General features: G+C 65.4%; 21 protein-coding genes. 8 read left to right on the forward strand and 13 right to left on the reverse strand.

What is annotated here, in order from left to right; translation table 11 throughout:
- Positions 1 to 183 precede the first annotated feature (183 nt).
- The 5 genes from F1D05_RS31735 to F1D05_RS31755 all read right to left on the reverse strand — a co-directional run bounded on the left by F1D05_RS31735 (position 184) and on the right by F1D05_RS31755 (position 4,181).
- Positions 184 to 2,004, reverse strand: a complete 1,821-nt coding sequence (locus tag F1D05_RS31735; RefSeq protein WP_185444045.1) for an FtsK/SpoIIIE domain-containing protein — start codon at positions 2,002 to 2,004, stop codon at positions 184 to 186.
- A gap of 71 nt (positions 2,005 to 2,075) precedes the next feature.
- Positions 2,076 to 2,423 carry a hypothetical protein gene (locus F1D05_RS31740; RefSeq protein ID WP_185444046.1) on the reverse strand — a complete coding sequence of 116 codons (348 nt, stop codon included), beginning with the start codon at positions 2,421 to 2,423 and terminating at the stop codon, positions 2,076 to 2,078.
- A 188-nt stretch (positions 2,424 to 2,611) separates the two neighbouring features.
- Positions 2,612 to 2,779, reverse strand: coding sequence for a hypothetical protein (locus tag F1D05_RS31745; RefSeq protein ID WP_206685912.1), 168 nt, complete (start codon positions 2,777 to 2,779; stop codon positions 2,612 to 2,614).
- Between the two features lie 674 nt (positions 2,780 to 3,453).
- Positions 3,454 to 3,810 (reverse strand): hypothetical protein, encoded by a 357-nt coding sequence (locus F1D05_RS31750; protein ID WP_185444047.1) that lies wholly within the window; start codon positions 3,808 to 3,810, stop codon positions 3,454 to 3,456.
- Positions 3,807 to 4,181, reverse strand: a complete 375-nt coding sequence (locus F1D05_RS31755; protein WP_185444048.1) for a hypothetical protein — start codon at positions 4,179 to 4,181, stop codon at positions 3,807 to 3,809. The genes F1D05_RS31750 and F1D05_RS31755 overlap by 4 nt, the downstream gene beginning before the upstream one ends.
- A 302-nt stretch (positions 4,182 to 4,483) precedes the next feature.
- On the opposite strand from F1D05_RS31755, the gene F1D05_RS31760 reads away from it, so the two are divergent.
- Genes F1D05_RS31760 through F1D05_RS31770 form a run of 3 tightly spaced genes read left to right on the forward strand, consistent with a single transcriptional unit; the run spans position 4,484 to position 7,391 of the window.
- Positions 4,484 to 5,701, forward strand: coding sequence for a helix-turn-helix domain-containing protein (locus tag F1D05_RS31760; RefSeq protein ID WP_185444049.1), 1,218 nt, complete (start codon positions 4,484 to 4,486; stop codon positions 5,699 to 5,701).
- Positions 5,702 to 5,703: 2 nt separating this feature from the next.
- Entirely contained in the window at positions 5,704 to 6,645 is a 942-nt protein-coding gene (locus F1D05_RS31765; RefSeq protein ID WP_185444050.1) for an ATP-binding cassette domain-containing protein, read from the forward strand.
- Positions 6,642 to 7,391: an ABC transporter permease gene (locus F1D05_RS31770; RefSeq protein WP_185444051.1), complete on the forward strand. Its 750-nt coding sequence runs from the start codon at positions 6,642 to 6,644 to the stop codon at positions 7,389 to 7,391. The genes F1D05_RS31765 and F1D05_RS31770 overlap by 4 nt, the downstream gene beginning before the upstream one ends.
- On the opposite strand, the gene F1D05_RS31775 is transcribed toward F1D05_RS31770, so the two are convergent.
- Together F1D05_RS31775 and F1D05_RS31780 are read right to left on the reverse strand one after the other, a co-directional pair.
- Positions 7,352 to 10,507: a BTAD domain-containing putative transcriptional regulator gene (locus tag F1D05_RS31775; protein WP_246486127.1), complete on the reverse strand. Its 3,156-nt coding sequence runs from the start codon at positions 10,505 to 10,507 to the stop codon at positions 7,352 to 7,354. The two genes, F1D05_RS31770 and F1D05_RS31775, sit on opposite strands and share 40 nt — an antisense overlap.
- A 60-nt stretch (positions 10,508 to 10,567) precedes the next feature.
- Entirely contained in the window at positions 10,568 to 11,446 is an 879-nt protein-coding gene (locus F1D05_RS31780) for a sigma-70 family RNA polymerase sigma factor (RefSeq protein ID WP_185444052.1), read from the reverse strand.
- 80 nt (positions 11,447 to 11,526) lie between these two features.
- Here F1D05_RS31780 and F1D05_RS31785 point away from each other — a divergent pair, with 80 nt between their 5' ends.
- Entirely contained in the window at positions 11,527 to 11,907 is a 381-nt protein-coding gene (locus tag F1D05_RS31785; RefSeq protein ID WP_185444053.1) for a DoxX family protein, read from the forward strand.
- 23 nt (positions 11,908 to 11,930) lie between these two features.
- Here the strand turns inward: F1D05_RS31785 and F1D05_RS31790 are convergent, their stop codons facing one another.
- On the reverse strand, positions 11,931 to 12,797 hold the full coding sequence (locus F1D05_RS31790; RefSeq protein ID WP_185444054.1) for a LysR family transcriptional regulator: 867 nt from the start codon (positions 12,795 to 12,797) through the stop codon (positions 11,931 to 11,933).
- 74 nt (positions 12,798 to 12,871) lie between these two features.
- Here F1D05_RS31790 and F1D05_RS31795 point away from each other — a divergent pair, with 74 nt between their 5' ends.
- Complete coding sequence (locus tag F1D05_RS31795) at positions 12,872 to 13,387, forward strand: cysteine dioxygenase family protein (RefSeq protein ID WP_185444055.1); 516 nt, start codon at positions 12,872 to 12,874, stop codon at positions 13,385 to 13,387.
- A 22-nt stretch (positions 13,388 to 13,409) separates the two neighbouring features.
- On the opposite strand, the gene F1D05_RS31800 is transcribed toward F1D05_RS31795, so the two are convergent.
- From F1D05_RS31800 to F1D05_RS31810, 3 genes are all read right to left on the reverse strand, one after another.
- Positions 13,410 to 13,859, reverse strand: coding sequence for a GNAT family N-acetyltransferase (locus tag F1D05_RS31800; protein WP_246486128.1), 450 nt, complete (start codon positions 13,857 to 13,859; stop codon positions 13,410 to 13,412).
- 21 nt (positions 13,860 to 13,880) lie between these two features.
- Positions 13,881 to 14,573 carry a hypothetical protein gene (locus F1D05_RS31805; protein WP_185444056.1) on the reverse strand — a complete coding sequence of 231 codons (693 nt, stop codon included), beginning with the start codon at positions 14,571 to 14,573 and terminating at the stop codon, positions 13,881 to 13,883.
- A gap of 94 nt (positions 14,574 to 14,667) precedes the next feature.
- Positions 14,668 to 15,669 (reverse strand): helix-turn-helix transcriptional regulator, encoded by a 1,002-nt coding sequence (locus tag F1D05_RS31810; RefSeq protein ID WP_185444057.1) that lies wholly within the window; start codon positions 15,667 to 15,669, stop codon positions 14,668 to 14,670.
- A 917-nt stretch (positions 15,670 to 16,586) separates the two neighbouring features.
- Here F1D05_RS31810 and F1D05_RS31815 point away from each other — a divergent pair.
- The 3 genes from F1D05_RS31815 (at position 16,587) to F1D05_RS31825 (ending at position 19,978) form a co-directional block, all read left to right on the forward strand.
- Positions 16,587 to 17,483 (forward strand): phospholipase D-like domain-containing protein, encoded by an 897-nt coding sequence (locus tag F1D05_RS31815; protein ID WP_185444058.1) that lies wholly within the window; start codon positions 16,587 to 16,589, stop codon positions 17,481 to 17,483.
- A gap of 203 nt (positions 17,484 to 17,686) precedes the next feature.
- Positions 17,687 to 19,123 (forward strand): GuaB1 family IMP dehydrogenase-related protein, encoded by a 1,437-nt coding sequence (locus F1D05_RS31820; protein ID WP_185444059.1) that lies wholly within the window; start codon positions 17,687 to 17,689, stop codon positions 19,121 to 19,123.
- A gap of 90 nt (positions 19,124 to 19,213) precedes the next feature.
- Positions 19,214 to 19,978, forward strand: coding sequence for an SDR family oxidoreductase (locus F1D05_RS31825; RefSeq protein WP_246486129.1), 765 nt, complete (start codon positions 19,214 to 19,216; stop codon positions 19,976 to 19,978).
- Here F1D05_RS31825 and F1D05_RS31830 read toward each other — a convergent pair.
- Together F1D05_RS31830 and F1D05_RS31835 are read right to left on the reverse strand one after the other, a co-directional pair.
- Positions 19,949 to 20,617, reverse strand: coding sequence for a formylglycine-generating enzyme family protein (locus F1D05_RS31830; RefSeq protein WP_246486130.1), 669 nt, complete (start codon positions 20,615 to 20,617; stop codon positions 19,949 to 19,951). The two genes, F1D05_RS31825 and F1D05_RS31830, sit on opposite strands and share 30 nt — an antisense overlap.
- 7 nt (positions 20,618 to 20,624) lie before the next feature.
- Entirely contained in the window at positions 20,625 to 21,392 is a 768-nt protein-coding gene (locus tag F1D05_RS31835) for a class I SAM-dependent methyltransferase (RefSeq protein ID WP_185444061.1), read from the reverse strand.
- Positions 21,393 to 21,422: the final 30 nt, after the last annotated feature.

Here is a 21,422-nt window from a genome sequence, read left to right on the forward strand (position 1 = left end):
TCGCGCGAAACGTTGCCGGGTCACCCTGGTTGTGTTGCGGGCCGCGCGGGCTGGGCCGACGCGACCACCCCCGTCGTTGTCGGCCCAGCCATTCCGAGCCGGTTCACGGCACCGGCAATTTGGTGACTGTGTGTCACCGGAGTGGAAGTGTCTCGGAAGTGTTCGCGCCCCGGAGCGTGTGCCTCAACGTGCGGGCGCGCGCGAGATTCGTGCACAACTGGGACACCTGCGAACACTTACGTAACGTGATCCTGCGGGCGGGTGGTGGCCTTCCACCGGCCGTAGTCGGGGTTGGTCACGGTGCCGTCGGGCCTGCCCCGCCTTGAGACGCCGGTAGATCCACGGGCGGCCCTTCCCGGTGGCCGCCTGCAACACGGCCAGGGTCACCCCCTCGCGCGGGGCGTCCCGCAGCGCGGCCCAGAGCGCCATTTCCGGCCCTGAGACGCCCAAGGGTGCCCCTGTGGTCTCCCGACCCCCTGACCGGCCGTCAGAACGGCTCTCAGAGGTTCCGGCCCCGGCTGTGTCGGCAACCGACCCGGTCCGGGCATAGGTCCGGGCCGTCGCGGTCACGTCAGCGTCGGTGATCAGGAATGCACGGCCCCTGCGCGGCGTGTCCATTCCCGGACCGGACACCAGGAATTTCCCGGCACCATCAAACCCGGTCGTGTCCCACCCCGCCGACAGTTTCCCGGCGCCCAAGATCAGGTCAACGTCTGGCCGCTCGTTCACCTTGAGACAGAACCGGATATTCATCTGGGACCGGATCGCGGAATTTTCTCCCATCGTTTTCTGCGTCGGCCGCTGGGTCGCGATGATCAGATTCACACACACTGCACGGCCACGCCGCGCAATCGAATCCGCATACCGTTGCCCAAGCGCGGACAGTTCCGCGTATTCATCGATGATGATATACAAAGCGGGCGCGTCGGATTTCGGATACCATTCACGCCGGCCGCGGCCCATTAGAAATTCCGCGCGTTTCTCCAACTCATCCACGCCCGCTTTCAGCAGACGTTCGGCGGAATCATTATCGGTTGCCAATCGCAGAAGGACGCTCGACCAGGGCGCGAGTTCCATTCCTTTCTTGAGATCGATACCCCACATGACCGCATCTGAGCATTCCGCGATCCGGCCCAAGATCACATTCAGCAGACCTGATTTACCGGAGTCGGTAGCGCCGCCGATCAGGACATGCTTCCGCAAGAGCGGCACGGTAATGGGCGTGCCGTCCTCGAACAACCCGACCGTGACGGGTTGCGTGATGGACAGGTGCGGTTTCCCGGTCACCGATACCGGACGTGGTTCCCAATTTACTGGCGCGGCGTGCGGGTCGGTTTCGACCAGCCGCAGCGTGAATTGCGACGCGTCTTCCATGACCGGTTCGGCGCGGGTTCCACCAACCCGCGCGCCGAGCGCCGATTCCAGTTCCGGTAGTTGTTTCACCACATCGGTATAGGTCTGGCCGCGCCGGAGTTTAATCCGTGCGGTCCACCCCCACCGGTCCATGATCGCCGACACCATCTTTGCGCCGGTCAGCCCGGCAGCATCAGCAGTGTCAGGGAATTTGTCGCGGACAATCCGAACGCGGGTCAGGCGTCGCCGGTCCTCTCGCCACAACCACGGACCAGCGAAAACCCCGGCACCCAAGAGAGCGAAAGATTCCATCGGCCCAGCGGTCGCGCCGTAAATGGCCGCACAAGACAGCCATGCCGACACGTAACCGATAAAACCGCCACCCCACAGCCGTACCCGCCACCGGGCCAGCAACGGAAACCGCTCGACCAAACGGGCCGGACGAATCGCGACAGTGGCAATTCCAGCGATACCGGCCAGTGTGGTCACTGGCCACCAATTGGGGTGCACCGCGTGGAGCCATGCCCCCGCGATAAAGCACCCTGCCAGCCAATACAGCGGGGCCAGCTCCGCGCGGTAACGCCACAACACGCGGAACAACTCGCCCACCCAATAGGCATCACTACCGCGCCCGTAATTGACGGGGATCATGAACATTTCGTCCCGGCGGCCACGACGACCGCCGGGGCGGCCCCGGTAAGGGGCCGCGCCACGGCGACGCATCAAAGCTGTTCACCTCCCCAAAAGATCAAGGGGAGAACATCGGCCAGCGGGTGAAAGACCGGGGGCGCGGCGAGGGCATCCGTGACGTAAAGCCACGGCGAGTCCAGCACCCACAACGGGGCAGGACGAGAGTCGTTCTCGACCGCTGCCAGCAACCCGGCACGGCACGCGGCTTCGAGAACGAAATAGCGGGAACGGAGACGCTTGATTTCCCGGACCAAGTCGGCAACATCAGCCGAAGAGATGACGAAAGCATCCACGCCGGTATCGGCGGGAAGGTTCAGGGGAGCCGCGCGCAAAGTCGCCTCAAATCGGGCGCGGGCTGCATCTACTTGCTCAAGAGACATACGACGTGCGGAATGCACGTTCAGAACAAATCACCGACCTTTGATAGACAACATGAACCCTGCAAAGACATAGAACTACTCCAAACGTGTTAGGACACGATAGATACTGCTGGGAGTGGCCGGGCCACAAACTGCCTCCCTAGACAGTGGCCCGACCGTGTCAGCTACTCAGACACCGGACACGGCAGTTACTTTGCGCCGAGGAACTCGGACAGGAACTGCCGGATATACGGCGCGAACTCGCTGGATGCCAGGAAGAACCCGAACAGAACACAAATCACAGCCTGAATGACCGTGAGACTCGTGTAGCGGATCAACACAAAGACACCGACAGCAAACGTCAGCAGCAGTGACACCGAAATAATCAGTACTCATCACCCCCTCTCGATTCTCCTCGGATAGTGAAGAGAGAGGGCAATGTCCCCGTGGATTGCCGGTCCGTGAGATTCACCGGCAACCTTTCGTCTGGCCGTTCCGCGCATAGGCGTAGCGGCGCAAACACTTCTCACAGCCAGCCCGGCCCCTATCCTTTCGCGCAAGACATGCACAACGAGTCAGGTACCGCATTTGCTGACCGAGCTTCAAACAACCACCTCCGCATGAGTGACGAATCGTTCTCTATTGCCCAACACAACCACCTCTCGAATGTATTCCCAAGCTAATTGCAACTTGTTGCAAGCCCCCTAACACACCGACGCAAATCGGGCTGTAACCGCACGATAGGCCCGCGACCGGCGCACGGAACACTTACCCCTCGGGGGGACGGGTAAGTGTTCCGTGAGTTGCGGTCACGGGTTACGTGTAAAACTATTCATTTATTTCAGCAGTCCCCCGCTCGCGTGTGAAGTGCCATACGCAATCGAATGGGCACGAGCGAGGGACTGCCGTCTAGTGGATACGGCGGGGCGCTACATGGTTCTCTTTTCCGTTGTGAGGGGCGGAATGGTTACGCCACGCCGCGCCCCGCCGAAGCCAGGATGACCGGGCAGAAACCTTGATGCTGCCCACCGGCCAACCTGACCGGTCAGAGTTATTCGACGTGTCCGGCAATCAGCACCTGAACCCCGTCAGCCGTGAAAGCCTGCAACGCGACCAGCGGTGGAGAGCCCAAACCGGCGAGATGATGCACGCCCGGCAGGATCACTACACGTTCGCCCGTACCGTGCAGTTTCTCCGCCATGCGCGCGAAAGCGTCAGGGACCGTCTCCAACTCTTCGACAAAGATTTCGGCGATCTCCAACCCCCTCGCTCGCGCGAAAGCGATGATGCCCTGCTGGGCCTGCGCCATTTCCCGTGGCGTCATCAGCACATGCCGACGGATATACGCCGCCACATACGGTGCCGGTTTCTGCCCAGTGCTCACGCTGTTCTCCGCAAGAATCGTCATTCACCTTCCCCGCTCGAAAGACTGCTCTTCCACTTCAGAACCGAAACCAATGGTAAAACTCTCACGTCCACATCAAGTTCTTTGAACCTGTTAACCACCGACACGGCCGGTTCACTGTCCGGGAAATAGTTCGCCTCGGGCATAAGCACGACCCTGATCCCGCGCGACTCGACCCGCTTAAGCAACGCTTCCAAAGCCACCGAAGAATCTCCCGGCTTCTCAACGAACAGGCCGACCACCTGCACGCCGCTCTCTACAGCGAACCGGCGCATAACCCCTTGCAGCGAATACACATCAGCCTTACTCAACGGCGGCACATGCCGCAGATAGACCAACGCATACCGCTTGAGCCAGTCCCCGTAGTCATCCATTACGCCCGACCAGATCCCGACTGCCTACGCGGGCCCGAGCACAAGCCGCGCAAGAACCACCGCGAAGTCAGCCAACGCCGCAGCACCGAGAAATGCCGCGCACCAATTGGCGACAGTCTCGAAATCCATCAGCTATCCGGCCTCCTTCCATCACGCCATCTCCCTAGGCTTCGATCGGCCTGGTTACTACCTTGCAGGGTGTTGGACACCGAATCCAAGGTCCTGCTGTCTCCATCGGAGCGCTGCGCTAGATTGGAGACAGTTCCGACCAGCGGGACGGGCGAGGGTGAGGCGAGGCGACGATGTCTGAGACAGGTGGCGTAGATCTCGGTAAGGCTCTCGCATCTGCGCGAGCCGAAGCCAATTTCTCCTTAGCCGACCTATCAGCAGCCACCTTCACCTCGCGTGGCTGGATCAATAACGTGGAGGCAGGTCGAAGGTGGCCTCAACGAGATTGGATCGAGCTAGCTGATCGTGAATTGAAGACGGATGGCGAGCTCTTATCAGTCTGGGAGCTAGCAAAATCAAAGCGAGATCGAGAAGCCGCAGTGAAGGGCCTCTTGCAAAAGTCGGAAAGAGAGTCTCGGCTACTCGCTGCCGCGCAACCAGACAATTCCGATCTAGACACCATGAATGAAGCAGTGGCCGATCTGGCAGTCGCCTACCTGTCCAATCCACCTGAACCAATGCTCAAGCAGGCCGCGTCGCTAAGGGAGGAACTAACTCGACGCGTCACGGTGGGGGGGTTCAGACCGAGTGAAATCTCAGACCTGTATCTAGCGTTATCGCGCGTTTCGGGTGTGCTTGCATATGCGGCCCTTGATCTGGGAAATACTAAAATCGCGTTTACGCATAGTGCGGCTGCTTGGAATATGGCTGATCTTGCTGGAGACAACGAACTTAGAGCTTGGACTCGCGGCACTCAGTCGCTCATCGCACGATTCGATAAGGACTACGAGCTAGGCAGGAAGTTCGTTGATGATGGCATGCGATACCAAGGCCCCGGAACTTCTGAGGTTCGGCTACTTTGCGGCGCTGCTCAGTGCGCGGCAAATCTAGGTGATAGTCACACTGCAATGACACTGCTCGCAGAAGCCGACAGAGCCCGCGAGCGTAGCACCTCGGATTCAATACAAGGACTATTTGGCTTCTCGCACGCGAAACAGGCGTACTACTCGGCGTCATCGTTGATGTGGCTTCCTGACCGCGAAGCGCTGCAGATTGCTGCAAGTAGCGCGGTGCTTGCTATCGAAACTTGGGCACATGAACCGCCCGAGCATCGTTCGCTAGATGATGAGGCGCTGGCCCAGGTCTATCTAGCGACGGCTCGACTCAAGCTCGGTGAAGTCGAGGGCGCAATGGATGTAGTGCGCACCGTTTTGCATCTTCCAGAGGAACGACGAATCTCGTGGATCGTAAATCGGATTTCTGATCTGTCGGATTTGTTGGGTGGTGATCGATTCAAAAACTCACTCCTTGCCCAGGACGCGAGAGATGAACTGCGCTCCTATCGCGTGTAGGCATGGAACGCTGGTCAGGGCCGCCATCACCGGCTAGGCCCCGGCCGCCGGGCCCTCATGCTCTCACCGGCACTGAGCGGCCTGGCGCTCCGAAACTGCCGCCTGACCTGCGAAAACGCCAAGAGTGTCCGTCTGGCAACTTGACTACGGTGAACGTGCTCACCACGTTGCTGACGGCCGACGCCGGGACGGCGAGGGTGGCTGGGCATGACGTCGCGAACGAGGTCAAGCAGGTACGCCGGGCGATCGGTGTCACCGGTCAGTTCGCGGCGGTGGACGAGTTGCTGACGGGCCAGGAGAACCTGCAGCTGATGGTGGATCTGCGCCGGGTCGGCGACGGCAAGCAGGTCATCGCTGGGTTGCTGGAGCGGTTCGATCTGGTGGAGTCGGCGCAGAAGCCCGTCTCGACGTACTCCGGCGGCATGCGCCGAAAGCTCGATCTGGCGATGACGCTGGTCGGCAACCCACAGATCATTTTCCTCGACGAACCGACGACCGGGCTGGACCCGCGCAGCCGCCGCACGATGTGGGCGATCGTCCGCGAACTGGTGGCCGACGGTGTGACCATCTTCCTCACCACCCAGTACCTCGACGAAGCCGATCAGCTCGCCGACATGGTCGCGGTTCTCGACCAGGGCAAATTGGTTGCCCAGGGCACCCCCGACGAGCTCAAACGCCAGATCCCCGGTACGCATGTCCGGCTCCGGTTCGACTCGGTCGGCCAACTCGACACGGCCGCCCGGATCTTCACCGACTCCACCCGTGACGACGAGGCACTGGCCCTGCGAGTGCCCAGCGACGGCGGGACCAAGTCACTGCGGGCCGTCCTCGACAGGCTCGACGAATACGCACTCAGCGCCGAGGAATTCTCGGTCCACACCCCCGATCTCGATGACGTTTTCCTTGCCCTGACAGGCCGTACTGCGGAGGTAGTCGCGAAATGAGCACCCAGTCCCACTCCATCGTCATGCTGCGTCGCGACTTCAAGCACATCGCCCGGAACCCGACCTCGGTGTTCAACGCGGTGCTGATGCCGATCGTGATGATGCTGATGTTCGTCTACGTGTTCGGAGCCGCCTTCGACGTCGGCGAGGACTACATCAACTACGCGACGCCGGGCCTGATGCTGCTCGCGGTCTGCTACGGACTCAGTGCCACCGCGGTGGCGGTGAACTCAGACATGACGAAGGGCATCATCAACCGGTTCAAGGTGATGGACGTCCCTCGCGGCGCGGTGCTGAGCGGTCACGTGGTCGCCAGTGTGATGACCAACCTGCTCGCCAACGCGGCTCTGCTCGGCGTCGCCTTCCTGCTCGGATTCAGCCCGTCGGCCAGCTTCCTCGACTGGCTCGGCGTGGTCGGCATCATCGTCCTGCTCGGTATCGCGGCAGCCTGGCTCACGGTCGCTCTGGGCCTGGCGGCGAAGTCTCCCGAGACGGCAGGGCTGGCCGCCGTACCGCTGATCATGCTGCCGTTCTTCAGCAGCGCGATCGTGCCGGCGGACAAGATGGGCCAGGGCGTGCGGCAGTTCGCGGAGTACCAGCCCTTCACGCCGATCATCGAGTCCCTGCGCGGCTTCCTCAACGGCGCGCCGCAGAGCAGCGACGTGATCCCCGCACTCGCCTGGTGCGTCGGGATCGCCATCGTCGGCTACCTGTGGGCCTCGGCCACCTTCAAGAAGCGAGCGTGACCTCGACCAGCTGAGACCAGTCTGTCTGCTTTCCCTCCTGAGCCGCCTCGGCGTACTGCGCGTCGCCGAGGTGGCTCAGTGCCGTGTCGGCGATCCGGGCCCTCGTCCGGGTGGGACTGATCAGGCAGCCCTCGTACGCCGATGGCTGCCGCGACCAGTCGCGCAGCCTGCTCGTACTGCGCGCGCCGCAACGCCAGATCCGCCACGCCGATGATCACCTGGGCGATCAAGGACGCGTGCCCAGCCTCGGCCGCGGCCTGATAAGCCGCGGTGTGGTGCGTACGGGCGTCGTCGAGATCGGTGGCGAGGTGCCCGAGCAGGCTTTGTGTTCCCGCGCGGATGCTCGGCAGCTCCGCCTCATCGCCGAGAGTGGTGGTGGCGACGCCGAGCTGGTGAAGCGCCGCCTCGGTGTTGCCACTCCAACGAGCCAGTACCGCCTTCGCGAGGGCCAGTAGTCCCAGTGCTCCGGGCCAGGTGACCCGATCGGCGTACCGCTGGGCGTCGGCCATGGCAGCGTCACTGGATTCCACAGTGCCGAGCAGCCAGTACAGCTGAGCCTGTCGCGAGCGCATCGGGAGCACGTCCTCGAAAGCACCTACTTCGATAACTACCGCGATCGCCTGTTCGTAGTACTCGCACGCGTCGGCGAAATCGCCACGCACGGCCATCCGCTCCGCCAGCTCGGACAGGGCGAACGAGATCCCGAACCGTTCGCCGAGGGCTCGGAACTCGGCAAGCGCCAGCTCGAGGCAGTCGTCCGCCTCCCGGCCCGGATGGCCGAGCACGATCCGCATCTTGCCGAGTTGCAGCCGCGCCATCGCGCGGACCCAAGGGTCTTCGTTGTCGAGCAGCGGTTCCCACGCGGGGAGGAAGGAGCCCGGCTCTCGCAGCATGCTTTCCAGCGGGTTCACCAGCTCCAGGAACGGGGCAGGATTCTGGAGGCGTTGCCTGATGCGATAGGTCTCGTGGATCCATTCCTTGGCCCGGTGTTCGTCGCCCGGCCCGGAGCTCAGGAACAGGACGACCAGCGCGTACACGATGGCCCGGATCCCGTCGGTCACTTCGCCTGGCGTCTTGGTGGCAGCCATCACCAGTTCGTTGCCCTCGACCTTGTGACCGCTGAGCCACCAGTACCAGCCCGCGTACGCCGCGAGCCGCATCGCCGCCTGGCCCTCGCCGGCCGCGACTGCTCCGCGCATCGCAGCACTGAGGTTGTCGTGCTCGGTCCCGAGGATAGCGAGCCACTCCAGCTGGTCGGCGCGGCGCAAATGCGACTCCGCAGTCTCGGCGAGCTCCGTGAAGTAGGCGAGATGAGCATGTCGGGCCAGCTCCGATTCGCCCGCCGCCGCGAGCTGCTGCGCGGCGTACTCCTTGATGGTGCCGAGCATCCGGTACCGCGGCGCGTCGTCGCTCTCGGCAACTACCAGCGACTTCTCGGTCAGGGCGGTCAGCAACTCGAACACGTCGCCCGACTCGACCGTGTCGCCGGTGCAGACCCGCTCGGCTGCTTCCAGACTCGCGCCACCGGCGAACACCGCGAGCCTGCGCAGGACCACCCGCTCGGCTTCGGTCAGCAGCTCCCAGCTCCAATCGATCACCGCGCGCAGCGTGCGTTGCCGGGGCAGCGCCGTCCGGCTGCCGCCCGTCAGCAGCCGGAACACGTCGTCGAGCCGGTCGGCGAGCTGATCGAGGGACATCGTGCGCAACCTGGCCGCGGCCAACTCGATCGCCAGCGGCATCCCGTCCAGTGCCCGGCAGACGCGCGCCATGGTCGCCAACGTGCGGGCATCGGCGGCGAGATCTTTCCGTACTGCGCTCGCTCGATCACGCAGCAGCCGGACAGCCGGTGATGACTCAATCGCTTCCGGGGCCGCGTCGCCGGCGGGCAGGGCCAACGGCATCACCCGCCAGAGCGCCTCACCGGTAATACCGAGCGGTTCCCTGCTGGTCGCGAGGATCCGCAGCCGGTGACACTCGCCGAGGACCCGATGGGCGAAGGTCGCCGCGGACTCGATCACGTGCTCGCAGTTGTCCAGGATGAGCAGCGCCTCCCGGTCCCGCAGCGCCGCGATGACCCGGTCCGTCGGCGGCAGATCCGAGGTGTCGCTCAGCAAGGCGTCGCGTAGACCGAGCGCGGCGAGGGTCGCCTGCGCCACGTCGCTGTCGACACCGACTGGGGCGAGTTCCACCAGCCAAGGGCCGTCGGGTAGGTCGCTGAGCGTTCGTGCGGTTTCCGTTGCCAGCCTGGTCTTTCCCGCACCGCCCGGACCGATCAGGGTCGTGAGCCGATGGACGGCGATGAGTTCGCGGACCGTGCTGACGTCTGCGTCCTTGCCGACGAAGCTGGTCAGTTCTGCGCGCACATTGGTCTTCCGGGCTTCCTCCCCGCGTACCAGCTCACCGCGGAGCAACGCGACGTGCACCGCGGAGAGCTCCGCTGACGGGTCGACGCCGAGCGCGTCGGCCAGGGCTTCTCTGGTGCGCTGGTAGACAAGCAACGCTTCGCTGTCGCGACCGGCTGCGGCAAGGACACGCATCAGGGCGGCGACAAGGCGTTCGCGCATCGGATGCGCGGCCACGAGGTCGGTCAGTTCGGTGATCAGCTCCGCACCGTGGCCGAGCTCGACGTCCGCATCGAACCGGTCCTCCATGGCTGCCAGGCGTAGGCCCTCCAGCCGGGTGACCGCCGCGTCGAACGCCTCGCTGTCCTGTAAACCGATGTCCTGCATGGCCGCACCACGCCACAACGCAAGTGCCTCGCGCAACTGCCCAACCCGCTCGCCGCCGCGAGCTTGAGCTCCTCCGGCGAGGCGTTCGAACCGTACTGCGTCGACGGCATCGGGTTCGATGTTCAACCGGTACCCGTCCGGCTGCCCTTCGACCGACCCCTCCGGCAGCACCTTCCGCAGCCGGGAAACCAAACGCTGCAAGGCATTCGCCGCCTCGGCGGGCGGCTGCTCACCCCAGATCCAGTCGACAAGCGTCGCCTTCGGCACCACCTGCCCCGGTCTCAACGCCAGCGCAATCAACAGCCCCCGCAACCGGGCGCCCGGTACGTCGACGAGGACGCCGTCACCCGCGCGAACCTCGAACGCCCCAAGCATCCCAATCTGCACCCGCCGATCTTGCCACGCCGTGAGCCCCACGACGCGAACAGAACCCAAGTAGCCGCCGCCCTACGAATCCTTGGGGGTCGAGGGTGGGAGGTCGAGGGTGGCCAGGTGGGCGGGGTCGGTGATGGAGAGGATGTCGGTGATCCGGCCGTCGGTGATGGTGCAGGCCATCAGGCTGAGGGGGTTGCCGTTGGGGGCCCAGGACATGATGCCTGGCTCGCCGTTGACGAGTACGCGGCGTGCGGTGATGTTCGTGTTGGCGCCGCGCTGGACCCGAGTCGCAACCTCGGTGGCGCCGAGCCTGACGACCACGCCGCGCGGGGTGTGGGTGCGCAGGGTGACGTCCGGATCGAGCACCCGTAGCAGCCCCTCGAAATCGCCGGTTCGCGCTGCGGCGAGGAAGGCATCGAGAACCGTGCGCTGCTGTCGACGTTCGTCGGTCGGACTGTGCGGACCCTGGACCTTCCGGCGAGCCCGGCTGGCGAGCATCTTGCTGGCGTCCGCGGATTTGCCCACGATCTGGCCGATCTCCTCGAACGGCACCGCGAACATGTCATGCAGCACAAAGGCCAACCGCTCGGCCGGTCCGAGGCTGTCGAGTACTACGAGCAGCGCCAGCCCAACCGCGTCAGCGAGCACTGCGTCGTCCTCGGGCGCACCGTCGAGGTCCTCGGTCACGACCAACTCCGGTAGCTGGTCGTCGTACGACGCCTCCGGCTTCGCTTTGCGAGTACGCAGTACATCAAGGCAAACCCGCCCCACCACAGTGGTCAGCCAGCCGGCGAGATTCGCGATCGCGTCAGCATCCTGGCGGGCGAGTCGCAGCCACGCCTCCTGTACTGCGTCCTCCGCGTCCGCCCGCGAGCCGAGCATCCGGTAGGCCAGCGCCACCAGGCGTCCGCGCTGCTCCTCGAAGGCAGCCGCTACAGCCTCTTCCGTCATCTTGTTACCTCTCACCAGCGGGCTCCGTCATGGGTGATGACGGGCCCGGAAGGGCCGAGGTAACAGACAAGGAGAAACCCATGAATCTCGCTCTGTGGATCATCGCCGGCCTGCTGGCAGCGGTCTTCCTCCTGGCGGGCGCCAACAAGCTGATCATCCCGAAGGAGAAGCTGGCCAAGGCTCCCGGCGGAGGCTGGGTCAACGACTTCAGCGCGGGCTTCATCAAGACCCTCGGTGCGGTCGAGATCCTGGGTGCCATCGGGCTGATCGTACCGGCCGCGTTCGACGTCGCGCCGATCCTGGTGCCGCTGGCGGCTGTTGGCCTGGCCGCGATCATGACCGGTGCGGCGATCGTGACGTCGCGCCGCCACGAGTCCAAGCACGCGATGCTGAATCTGACCTATCTCGCCCTGATCGCGATCGTGGCGATCGGCCGCTTCGGGCCCGAATCGTTCAGCTGATCGACTGCGCGTAGTACGGGATGTCAGGCGGTAGCGGCATTGGTCAGCGCGGCGAGCAGGGCGGCGGTGGCGGGTGGATCGGGCGGTTCGCCGTACGTGGCCGCGTAGATGTGGCGATGGGAGCCCGGCAGCCGGGTGGAGATGATCTTCTTCGCGCGGTGGGCCTCCAGCGCCAGACCGGGGATGGTGGTCACGCCGAGGCCGGCAGCGACCAGCTCCTGCATGACGACCATGTCGTCGGTCCTGTAGCGGATGTCGGGCTCGAAACCTTCGGCGTCGCACACCGACAGGAGATGGCCGTTGCAGCGCTCGCAACCGGCGATCCAGGTGGCGTCGCGCAACGCGGCCAGGCTTTTCGTACGCCGGGTGGTCAGCAGGTAGATCGGGTCGTCGAGCAGGTGAAGCAGGCGTACGCCGGGCGGCTCGGGCTCGCTTTCGTCGTACCGGAAGACGATCGCGACGTCGATCCTGCCCGCCCGCAGCAGGTCCAGCGCTTCGAGCGGATGCGTGTCGGTGAGGCTGATCTGCAGACCCGGATGATCGGCCGCGAGCGCTGCCACCGCCCGGGTGACGAAGGACCCGATCGCGGTCGAGAACCCGGCCAGGCGCACGCGTCCAGCGCTCAGCCCTACGTGGGCGGCGAGTTCCGCGTCGGCGGCGTCGACCCGCCCGATGATTTCGGCGGCCCGGTCGGCCAGGAGTTGGCCTGCCTGCGTGAGCCGTACGCCGCGGCCGACCCGCTGCAGCAGTTGCGCGCCGGTCTCCGCCTCGAGCCGGGCGAGGTGATGGCTGGCCGTGGGCTGCGAATAGTGCAGCTCCTTGGCTGCCGCCGTGACGGACCCATGCCGAGCGAGTGCGTCGATGACGCGGAGCCTGGTGACATCCAACATGTATCGACTTTATCTATAAATCGGCACGAAAACTGGCATTGGACGTATGAATCTGGCGAGCGCACGCTGCGGGTATGACGATCACAGCGCAACACCTCCCGGTCAGCGAACTGACCGATCTGATCGACGGCGTCCGTACTGCGATCGCCGTCCACACCGACTGGTCCGCCACGGCCGACCTCGTCGCCGACCAACTGCGCCGGAACCTGCCAACGCCCGCAGTACTGACTGCCGAACAACGACTGGGTTCGCCGGACAAGTACTGCAGCCACACCCTGTACGCCGATCCGGACGGCTCCTTCTCGATCATCGCGTTGGTATGGCGACCAGGGCAGCTCACGAGGATCCACGACCACGTGACGTGGTGTGTGTTCGGCGTCATCCAGGGCACGGAACACGAGGAGCTGTACGACGAAGACCTCAACCTCGTCGGCCGCAGCGACAACCACGTCGGCGACGTCAGCGGCTTCGCCCCTCCCGGCGACATCCACCGAGTCCACAACACCGGCGACACCACCGCGATCTCGATCCACATCTACGGCACAGACGTCACCCGAATAGGCTCCAGCGCCCGCCGCTTCTACAACTAACCCACCCAGGTGGGCAGGCGGCCTAGCCGGTACTGCGGGGGAGGCGGGTCATGAAGACGTCGATCGGGTCTTCGGAGTCGAGGGTGAAGCCGTGGCGTTCGTAGAGGTGGCGGGCCGGGCTGCCCTGTAGGACGTTCAGCCGGACCGCCATGTTCTGCGCGTCGCTCTGGTCCAGCAGTGTGCGCAAGACTGTCGATCCGAGGCCGCGGCCCTGGAACGCTGGAGCGACGTAGAAGTGCTCCAGCAACAAGCCATCGTCGGCGGGCCTCAGCGTGACGCATCCGGCGAGCTCGCCGTCGATCTCGATGATCGACGAGTACTGCGTCGAGAAGGAATCCCGCAGCCGTTGCCGCACCCGGTGCTCGTCGTACCGCCCGAGCCGCTCCAGATCCGCACGCATCACCACGGCCCGTAGCTCCGCGACCTTCTCGACATCCCCAGCCACCGCGGCACGTAGTACCGAACCATTCACAAGCCCCAGTATCCCAACCAGCTAGACGTCCCGGCCCAACCAGGTGCCCCCTTCGGGATCGCCGCGGACGTACTCGGTGCCGCCGGGATAGTGCTTGAACGCCCCCAGCCAATAAGTTGCCTGGTCGCCCTTCTCCGGATCGGCCAGTCGCGGCGGCTCCAGCAGCACCTGAAAACCCGGGACCGCCGTGGCCGGCAAACTGCCCCTGCCGAGGTGATGCCGCGCCAGCCGCCCGACAATCCGACGAGCCAGTTCGCCACTGTCTTGGTGCTGGTCCAGCAAGAACCGGAGAGTGCAATCAGTCGGCATTTCCGCGCCTTCTTCCAGTTGCTCCATCACGACGACCAGTGCGCCTTCGTTCAGCGAGCTCGGCCGGTAGCCGACCGAATGGATCCACGGGTAGCGCAGATGGCCGACCCACCTGGTCCGCGCGTCGACCGGTTCGTCGACCACGACGACGATCCGGGCATCGGTCAGATAGAGGCTCACGTCGAAGTGATGCCAGTCGGTCTCCTGGCTGACCGAGAGATTGAACCCGTTGAGTGACATCAGCGCCCGGACCCAGCTCACTCCACGAACCGCGATCGGACCGTCGACCTGCCCGTCGTACGAACTGAAATGCACCGACCCGTCGGCGGTCAGCCCCGGATACAACTGGTCGGACTCCGTGGCGATGCTGCCGTGCGCCTGCTGGGTGATCATGCCGAAGTGCATGGCGCTGACTGTCCCAGCCGGGATGATTCGTTGCCTATTGCCCGAGGGACCACTGCGAGCGTGAACCAGCCTCGCCCGGAGAACGAGGCGCCGGCTAGCGGGCGAGGTAGCGGCGGACGTCGTCGGCTACCTGGGCGCGGCTGTCCAGGTCGTACTTGCGCAGGATCGTGCTGAGGTGCGACTTGACCGTGTTGAGGCTGATTCCGAGTTCGGTCGCGAGCTGGTCGTTGTCGTAGCCATCCACCAGCAGGACCGCGACGCCCTGTTGTGCGCTGGTGAGGCTGGTGAACCGGCGCTCCGGCCCCTCGTCGACGTCCAGCATCATCTCGATCAACTCGGACTGCGTCTGCTCGGCCGTCCGGATCAGGGCCTCCAGTTGGTCCTTCACCGGATCCGCCATCTCGCCCGCGGTCAGCGCATCCGCCGCCATCGTCCGCAGTGAGGCGATCCGGTTCGAGAGGTACTCCATCACGTGATCGGACGTGAGCGAGTTCGGACTGTCCTCACCGGCCGGGAGCAACCGCAGCGCATCGCGGTCCTCGGCCCCTCGGGTCAGCACCCGGGCGATCATCCCGGCCAGCCACTCGAACGCCCGTACCGCGTTGTCGTCGTAGCTGTCCGGCGCGTAACTGTGCATCGACACCATGCCGAACAGCTGATCGCGCGACCCGTCGTCGGCCGGGCGGAAGAGGGGCACCGTGACAGCGTCGGCCGACTGCTTGCTGGTGTCGCCACACGCCACTCCGCCCTGCAGCACAGCGCCGTTGTCGTAGCCGAAGCGATAGGTCTGCCGATGCTTGAGCAGCCAGGCGGTCTGACCGCTCGGACCGTAGATGTGAGTCGCCGGATCGTCGAACTTCCCGCTGTCGTACCCGTACGGGTAGCGCACCCTGTTCGAGCCCTGCAGGAAGCCGACATAGAACGTGTCGACCCGGGCGAGCTTGCCCGCGACCGCGCGGACGTAGTCGTACAACCCGTGGTGGTCGGTGCGGTACTGCGCCTCGATCTTGTGGAACGCCTCGCGAAGGACGATGGCCGTCTCCGCGTCGAGCCGGAGCGATCCGGTCGACGGCGGCACAGATTTTCCGCTCGGCACCCCGTTCCCCCTCCTGCCTCCGGAAGTAAGCACTATCCCGCGACTACACCACGTTGCCAACAGTTGAGCAGCGCGTTGATACCGAGGTCTCGCTTCGCCCGCCCCCGCGCAGTACGGTTTTGACTGGGTGGTGACTGACAGTCAGGTCGCCGTGGGGGCAGTTGGGGGAGCTATGCGTAGTCGCGCGGGTGTTGCCGGTGGGTTGAAGGTGCACGCGGTCGCGGGCACCTATGTCGTGCTGCTGGGGCTGGACATTCCGAAGACCCGGACCAAGGGCTTGCTGGGGTTCGCGATCGAGCGGTTCGATCCGGTCGAGAACGAGCGGTACTGGTTGCGCGGGATGAAGGTGTTCAAGGAGACCTCGGCCGGGATTCCGGCGGGATCCTCGGTGAGTCTGCTGGAGCATCCGCTGCAGAGCTTTCTCTGGGGCGACTACACCGCCAAGCCCGGGCGCGACTACGAGTACCGCGTGGTCGGTCTCTACGGGAAGCCGAAGAACCTCGAGATCCGCCAGGACGTGACCGTGAAGGTGACGACCGAGTCCGTCGACGCCGGGATGCACGCCGTCCACTTCAACCGCGGCGTCGCCGGTAGCCAGGCATACGCGCAGAAGTTCGGCCGGCCGCCGCGGCCAGGAGATCGCAGCGATCCGGCGTACGACTGGCTGTCCCGAGGGCTGGAAGAGGCGCTGCTCGCCTACATCAGCAAGGCGAAAGGACCCGGATTCGCGCTCCGGGGCGCGGTCTACGAGTTCACCTATCCGCCCGTGCTGGAGGCGCTCGCCGCTGCCGCCGCGCGCGGCGTCGACGTACAGATCGTGTACGACCGGCGCGGCAAGGCCAGTACCGATCCGAAACGCAAGAAGGTCTGGCAGCAGAGCGAGCCCGCGATCGAGGCGGCCCGGCCTCGGCCCGAACATGATTCCGCGCAAGACCAACAGTTCGATCGCGCACAACAAGTTCCTGGTGCTGCTCCACGACGACGTACCGCAGGAGGTCTGGACCGGGTCGACCAACATCACCTGGGGCGGCGTCTTCGGTCAGTCCAACGTCGGCCACCTGGTCCGGGACGCCGCGATCGCGAGCCAGTACTTCGACTACTGGCAACGGATCGCGGTCGATCCGCAGTACGACCGGCTGCGGCCCGCCGATACCGAGGCCACGCCGACGCCGACGATCCCACCACCGGCCGGGCTGGCGCCGATCTTCAGTCCGCGGACGACGCTGGACCTGATCGACTGGTACGCGGGGGAGGCGGCCAAGGCGAAGAAGTCCTTCTTCATGACGGCGGCCTTCGGGGTGCACGACAAGATCGCCGCGGCGGTCGCGCCCGAGTCCGACGTGATGCGGTACTTCGTCCTCGAGAAACCCCAGGGCGCCGGCGGCGTGCGGTTCGAGACCGATCATGACGTCAAGGTCGCCGTCGGCTCGTTCCTGCAGACCGCGATCCTCGACCGCTGGACCAAGGAACAACTCACCGGCCTCAATCCGATGGTGCAGTACACCCACACCAAGTTCATGCTGATCGACCCGCTCGGCGATCAGCCGCTGGTGATCTCGGGATCGGGCAACTTCAGCGATCCGTCGGTGCACGAGAACGACGAGAACATGCTGGTGATCCAGGGCGACAGCCGGGTGGCCGACATCTATCTCGGCGAGTTCCTGCGGATCTTCAACCATTTCTACTTCCGCTACCTGGTGCAGAAGTTCAAGGACTCGGACGCGACGGCGTACCTGAGCCCCGACGACGGCTGGGTCGGCCGGTACTACGACAAGACGACCCCCAGTTACCGCCAGCGACTCCTCTTCCACTAGCACTCAAGACGCTTGCGTCCGAAGACCCGAGGGTCCGGACCCTCGGGTCTTCGGACGCAACGCGTTTCCTTCGACACGCAGGGTCACAGTGGTGTGGGATTGGCGGCAATCGCTGCTTTCCTGGGGTGCGGACTGGGTACCGTGTGAGGTCGCGGTGCTGTGGAACGGGTGGCCGTGGTTGCCGGGTGTGTGAGGAGTGTGGCGTGCGTTTTCTTGGTGAGCGGGTTCCGGAGCAGGATCTGACCTTCAACGACGTGTTCCTGGTGCCGAACAGGTCCGCGGTCTCGTCGCGGCTGGACGTGGACCTGTCGACCGGGGACGGGACGGGCGCGTCGATCCCGATCGTCGCGGCGAACATGACGGCGGTGTCCGGCCGGCGGATGGCCGAGACGATCGCGCGCTGCGGCGGGCTGGCGGTGATCCCGCAGGACATTCCCGTCGAGGTGGTGACCGAGGTCGTCTCCTGGATCAAGAAGCGGCACACCATCTACGACACACCGCTGGTGCTGACGCCCACCGGGACCGTCGGCGATGCGCTGAACCTGTTGCCCAAGCGCGGCCACGGAGCCGTCATCGTCGTCGACAACGGCCGTGCCGTCGGGGTCGTGACCGACGCCGACTGCGAGGGCGTCGACCGGTTCACCCAGCTCGAAGGGATCATGTCCCGCGAACTGCTGACCCTGCCCGCCGGGATCGCCGCGGAGGACGCCTTCAACCAGTTGCACGACGGGCGGCATCGGCTGGCGCCGGTGGTCGACGGCGACGGCAGCATCGTCGGGATCCTCACCCGCCAGCGCGCTCTCCGCGCAACCCTCTACGAACCCGCGGTCGATGCCTCCGGCAACCTTCGGGTCGCGGCAGCGATCGGCATCAACGGCGACGCCGAACTGAAGGCGAAAGCCTTGCTGGACGCGGGCATCGACGTACTGGTGATCGACACCGCGCACGGTCATCAGGAGCGGATGCTCGACGTACTGCGGGTCGTCCGTGCCCTCGATCCGCAGGTGCCCATCGTCGCGGGCAACGTCGTCACCGCCGATGGGGTCAGCGACCTCGTCGAGGCCGGCGCCGACATCGTGAAGGTCGGAGTCGGGCCGGGCGCGATGTGTACGACCCGGATGCAGACGGCCGTCGGCCGGCCGCAGTTCTCGGCCGTCCTCGAGTGCGCGACCCGGGCTCGCGAACTGGGCAAGCACGTCTGGGCCGACGGGGGAGTCCGGCATCCGCGAGATGTCGCGCTCGCCCTGGCCGCCGGTGCGTCCAGCGTGATGGTCGGTTCGTGGTTCGCGGGCACGTACGAGTCACCCGGCGATCCGCATCGCGACAGCGACGGCCGGATCTACAAGGAGAGCTTCGGGATGGCGTCCGCCCGCGCGGTCCGGTCCCGTACGTCGGAGGACACGCCCTTCCAGCGAGCGCGCAAGGGCTTCTTCGGCGAAGGCATCTCGACCGCCCGGATGTACCTCGACCCGGAGCGACCGAGCGTCGAGGACCTGCTCGACTCCATCGTCTCCGGCGTCCGCAGCTCCTGCACGTATGTCGGCGCGACGAACCTGCAGGAGTTCCACGAGCACGCGGTCGTGGGCATCCAGTCGGCAGCCGGCTACTCCGAGGGCAAACCGCTCAACACGAGCTGGTGACGGAGGGCACAAATCCGGCCAGTCACAGTCTCCTCAGTGGATCCGTCGAAGAAGTAGATGCAGACGGAAACGCTGAGGAGATGAGTGGACATGACGATTCTGGTGACCGGTGGGACCGGGACGCTGGGCAAGCTGGTGCTGCCGCAGTTGAAGGCCGCGGGGTACGACGTACGCGTGCTGAGCCGGCGCGGTGGAGTGAGCGGCGACGGCGTCGAGCACGTCCAAGGCGATCTACTCAAGGGTGAGGGGATCGCGCTCGACGGCGTCGACATCGTGGTTCACCTGGCCGGTGGCGCCAAGGGCGACGCGCTCGCGGCGGAGAACCTGGCCCGGGCAGCCGCGGCAGCCGGAGTAGGGCATCTCGTGCACATCTCCGTGATCGGCGCGGACAAGATGCCGATCGGCTACTTCCGGGAGAAGTCCGGCGCCGAGAAGGCCGTCCGGGAGTCGGGAGTGCCGTGGACGATCCTGCGCGCGGCCCAGTTCAACAGCCTGACCTACGCGGTGGCGCAGAAGATGGGCGGCCTGCCGATCGTGCCGGCGCCGGGCGGTCTGCGGTTCCAGCCGGTCGACGAGCGCGACGTCGCGGACCGCATCGTCGAGCTCGCGCTGGGAGAACCGGCAGGCGCCGTACCGGACCTCGCCGGACCGACCGTCTACGACCTGCGCGAGCTCGTCGACGGCTATCTGCACGCCCAGGGCAAGCGCCGCCCGAAGCTCCCGATCCGCCTCCCCGGCAAGGTCGGCCGCGCCTACCGCAACGCCGACAACCTCACCCTCACCGGCGCCACCATCGGCAAGCACACCTGGGAGGACTACCTGGTACTACGCGCCGCGGGCGACCCGAAACCCTAGATCGTCGATGTGGAAGGTCGGATGGCTCTTCCGCCGGCACGACGCCCGGCAAGCCCGTGGTTCGTCATAAGCGCCACCGCCCCGAAACACCCGATACGGGCCGTACACCTTGGGATCGAAATGATCCCAACACCATTCCCACACGTTCCCGATGGTGTCGTACAGCCCCCACGCATTCGGCAGCTTGGTCCCGGCAGCGTGGACCTGCCCGCCGGAGTTCTCCCGATACCAGGCGATCTCGTCCAACTCGCCGTACCGTACGGCCGTGCTTCCGGCCCGGCAGGCGTACTCCCACTCCGCCTCGGACGGCAAGCGGTACCCATCGGCTTCCCAGTCGCAGACGACGTCGAGCCCGTCGCGATCGTCGCCGATGCCATAGGCGGGTTCGATTCCCTCTACTCGCGACAGGTCGTTGCAGAACCGGACGGCGTCCAGCCAGGACACATCCGTCACGGGTAGCTGCGGATCGACCGGATCCGGTTGACCTGTGACAGCGCAGTACAAGGCACGGGTGACCGGACGTGCTGCGAGCCGGTACGCCGGTACGTCGGACCGCCAGTTCGTCCGACTGCCTTCGTCCCGCAACTCGATCTCACCGGCGGGGATGCCGATCAGGCCGATCGACAGATCCAGTCTCACGGCACCATCAGACCGGGCTGGTGGCGGTGATCAGGACCGTGTGCTTGCGGATCGGGTAGGTGCCGGTGGCGTCGATCGTGGGCTGGATCTCGGCGCGGGCGGCGGCTTCCTGGGTCGGGGTGAGCGGGCTGCCGATGAGGCTGGCGAGGTAGGCGAGGATCGGGTCCGCGCTCGGTACGGCGAGGTCCGACGGGTAGCGCTCGACCTCGACGTCGGAGAAGTAGCGGGCGATGTAGCCGGGGCCGGCCTCGGCGGTGAAGTCGTTCATGGTCAGGCCGCGGGCGAGCTCGGGGTGGCCGATGACGGACGTGAGGGCGAAGAGTTCGGCCATGTGGGTGCCGCCGTTGACGGCGACGGCCAGCTTGCCGCCAGGGCGCAGTACGCGGGCGAACTCGCGCAGGGCACGAGCCGGATCGTCCACGTGGTACAGCATGTGGTTGGCGATCACTGTGTCGAAGCTGCCGTCTTCGAAGGGCAGTTCCAGCGCGCTGGCCTCGTGGACCTCGGCGGCAGGGACCTTCTGCAGTTCTGCGCACATCGCGGGGGAGAAGTCGACCAGCGTGAGCCGGAGACCGAGCGCCACGTGGTCGATCTCCGACCACAGCTTGCCGGTCCCGGCTCCTACCTCCAGCACGTCACCCTGCAGCGGCAGCCGCTCCTTGAGCCAGGCGAACCAGTCCTGCGGGTTGGTGCTGTAGGCGTGCAGCGCGATCCGCGCCGCAAGATTTTCGGTGGTCTCCGCGTATTGGCTGACAGCGTGCGCCGAGGGCTTCATTCCGCCAACCCTATCCAGCACACGCTGCCC

It is taken from the genome of Kribbella qitaiheensis, assembly GCF_014217565.1.
Taxonomy (GTDB): Bacteria; Actinomycetota; Actinomycetes; order Propionibacteriales; family Kribbellaceae; genus Kribbella; species Kribbella qitaiheensis_A.

Bases quoted from the DNA above. Each gene is read 5' to 3' on its own strand.
- F1D05_RS31835 (WP_185444061.1), bottom strand. From the start codon at position 21,392: ATGAAGCCCTCGGCGCACGCTGTCAGCCAATACGCGGAGACCACCGAA.
- F1D05_RS31765 (WP_185444050.1), top strand. From the start codon at position 5,704: ATGGAACGCTGGTCAGGGCCGCCATCACCGGCTAGGCCCCGGCCGCCG.
- F1D05_RS31805 (WP_185444056.1), bottom strand. From the start codon at position 14,573: ATGCACTTCGGCATGATCACCCAGCAGGCGCACGGCAGCATCGCCACG.
- F1D05_RS31770 (WP_185444051.1), top strand. From the start codon at position 6,642: ATGAGCACCCAGTCCCACTCCATCGTCATGCTGCGTCGCGACTTCAAG.
- F1D05_RS31750 (WP_185444047.1), bottom strand. From the start codon at position 3,810: ATGACGATTCTTGCGGAGAACAGCGTGAGCACTGGGCAGAAACCGGCA.
- F1D05_RS31735 (WP_185444045.1), bottom strand. From the start codon at position 2,004: ATGATCCCCGTCAATTACGGGCGCGGTAGTGATGCCTATTGGGTGGGC.
- F1D05_RS31755 (WP_185444048.1), bottom strand. From the start codon at position 4,181: ATGGATGACTACGGGGACTGGCTCAAGCGGTATGCGTTGGTCTATCTG.
- F1D05_RS31825 (WP_246486129.1), top strand. From the start codon at position 19,214: ATGACGATTCTGGTGACCGGTGGGACCGGGACGCTGGGCAAGCTGGTG.
- F1D05_RS31780 (WP_185444052.1), bottom strand. From the start codon at position 11,446: ATGACGGAAGAGGCTGTAGCGGCTGCCTTCGAGGAGCAGCGCGGACGC.
- F1D05_RS31815 (WP_185444058.1), top strand. From the start codon at position 16,587: ATGATTCCGCGCAAGACCAACAGTTCGATCGCGCACAACAAGTTCCTG.
- F1D05_RS31760 (WP_185444049.1), top strand. From the start codon at position 4,484: ATGTCTGAGACAGGTGGCGTAGATCTCGGTAAGGCTCTCGCATCTGCG.
- F1D05_RS31740 (WP_185444046.1), bottom strand. From the start codon at position 2,423: ATGTCTCTTGAGCAAGTAGATGCAGCCCGCGCCCGATTTGAGGCGACT.
- F1D05_RS31795 (WP_185444055.1), top strand. From the start codon at position 12,872: ATGACGATCACAGCGCAACACCTCCCGGTCAGCGAACTGACCGATCTG.
- F1D05_RS31785 (WP_185444053.1), top strand. From the start codon at position 11,527: ATGAATCTCGCTCTGTGGATCATCGCCGGCCTGCTGGCAGCGGTCTTC.
- F1D05_RS31790 (WP_185444054.1), bottom strand. From the start codon at position 12,797: ATGTTGGATGTCACCAGGCTCCGCGTCATCGACGCACTCGCTCGGCAT.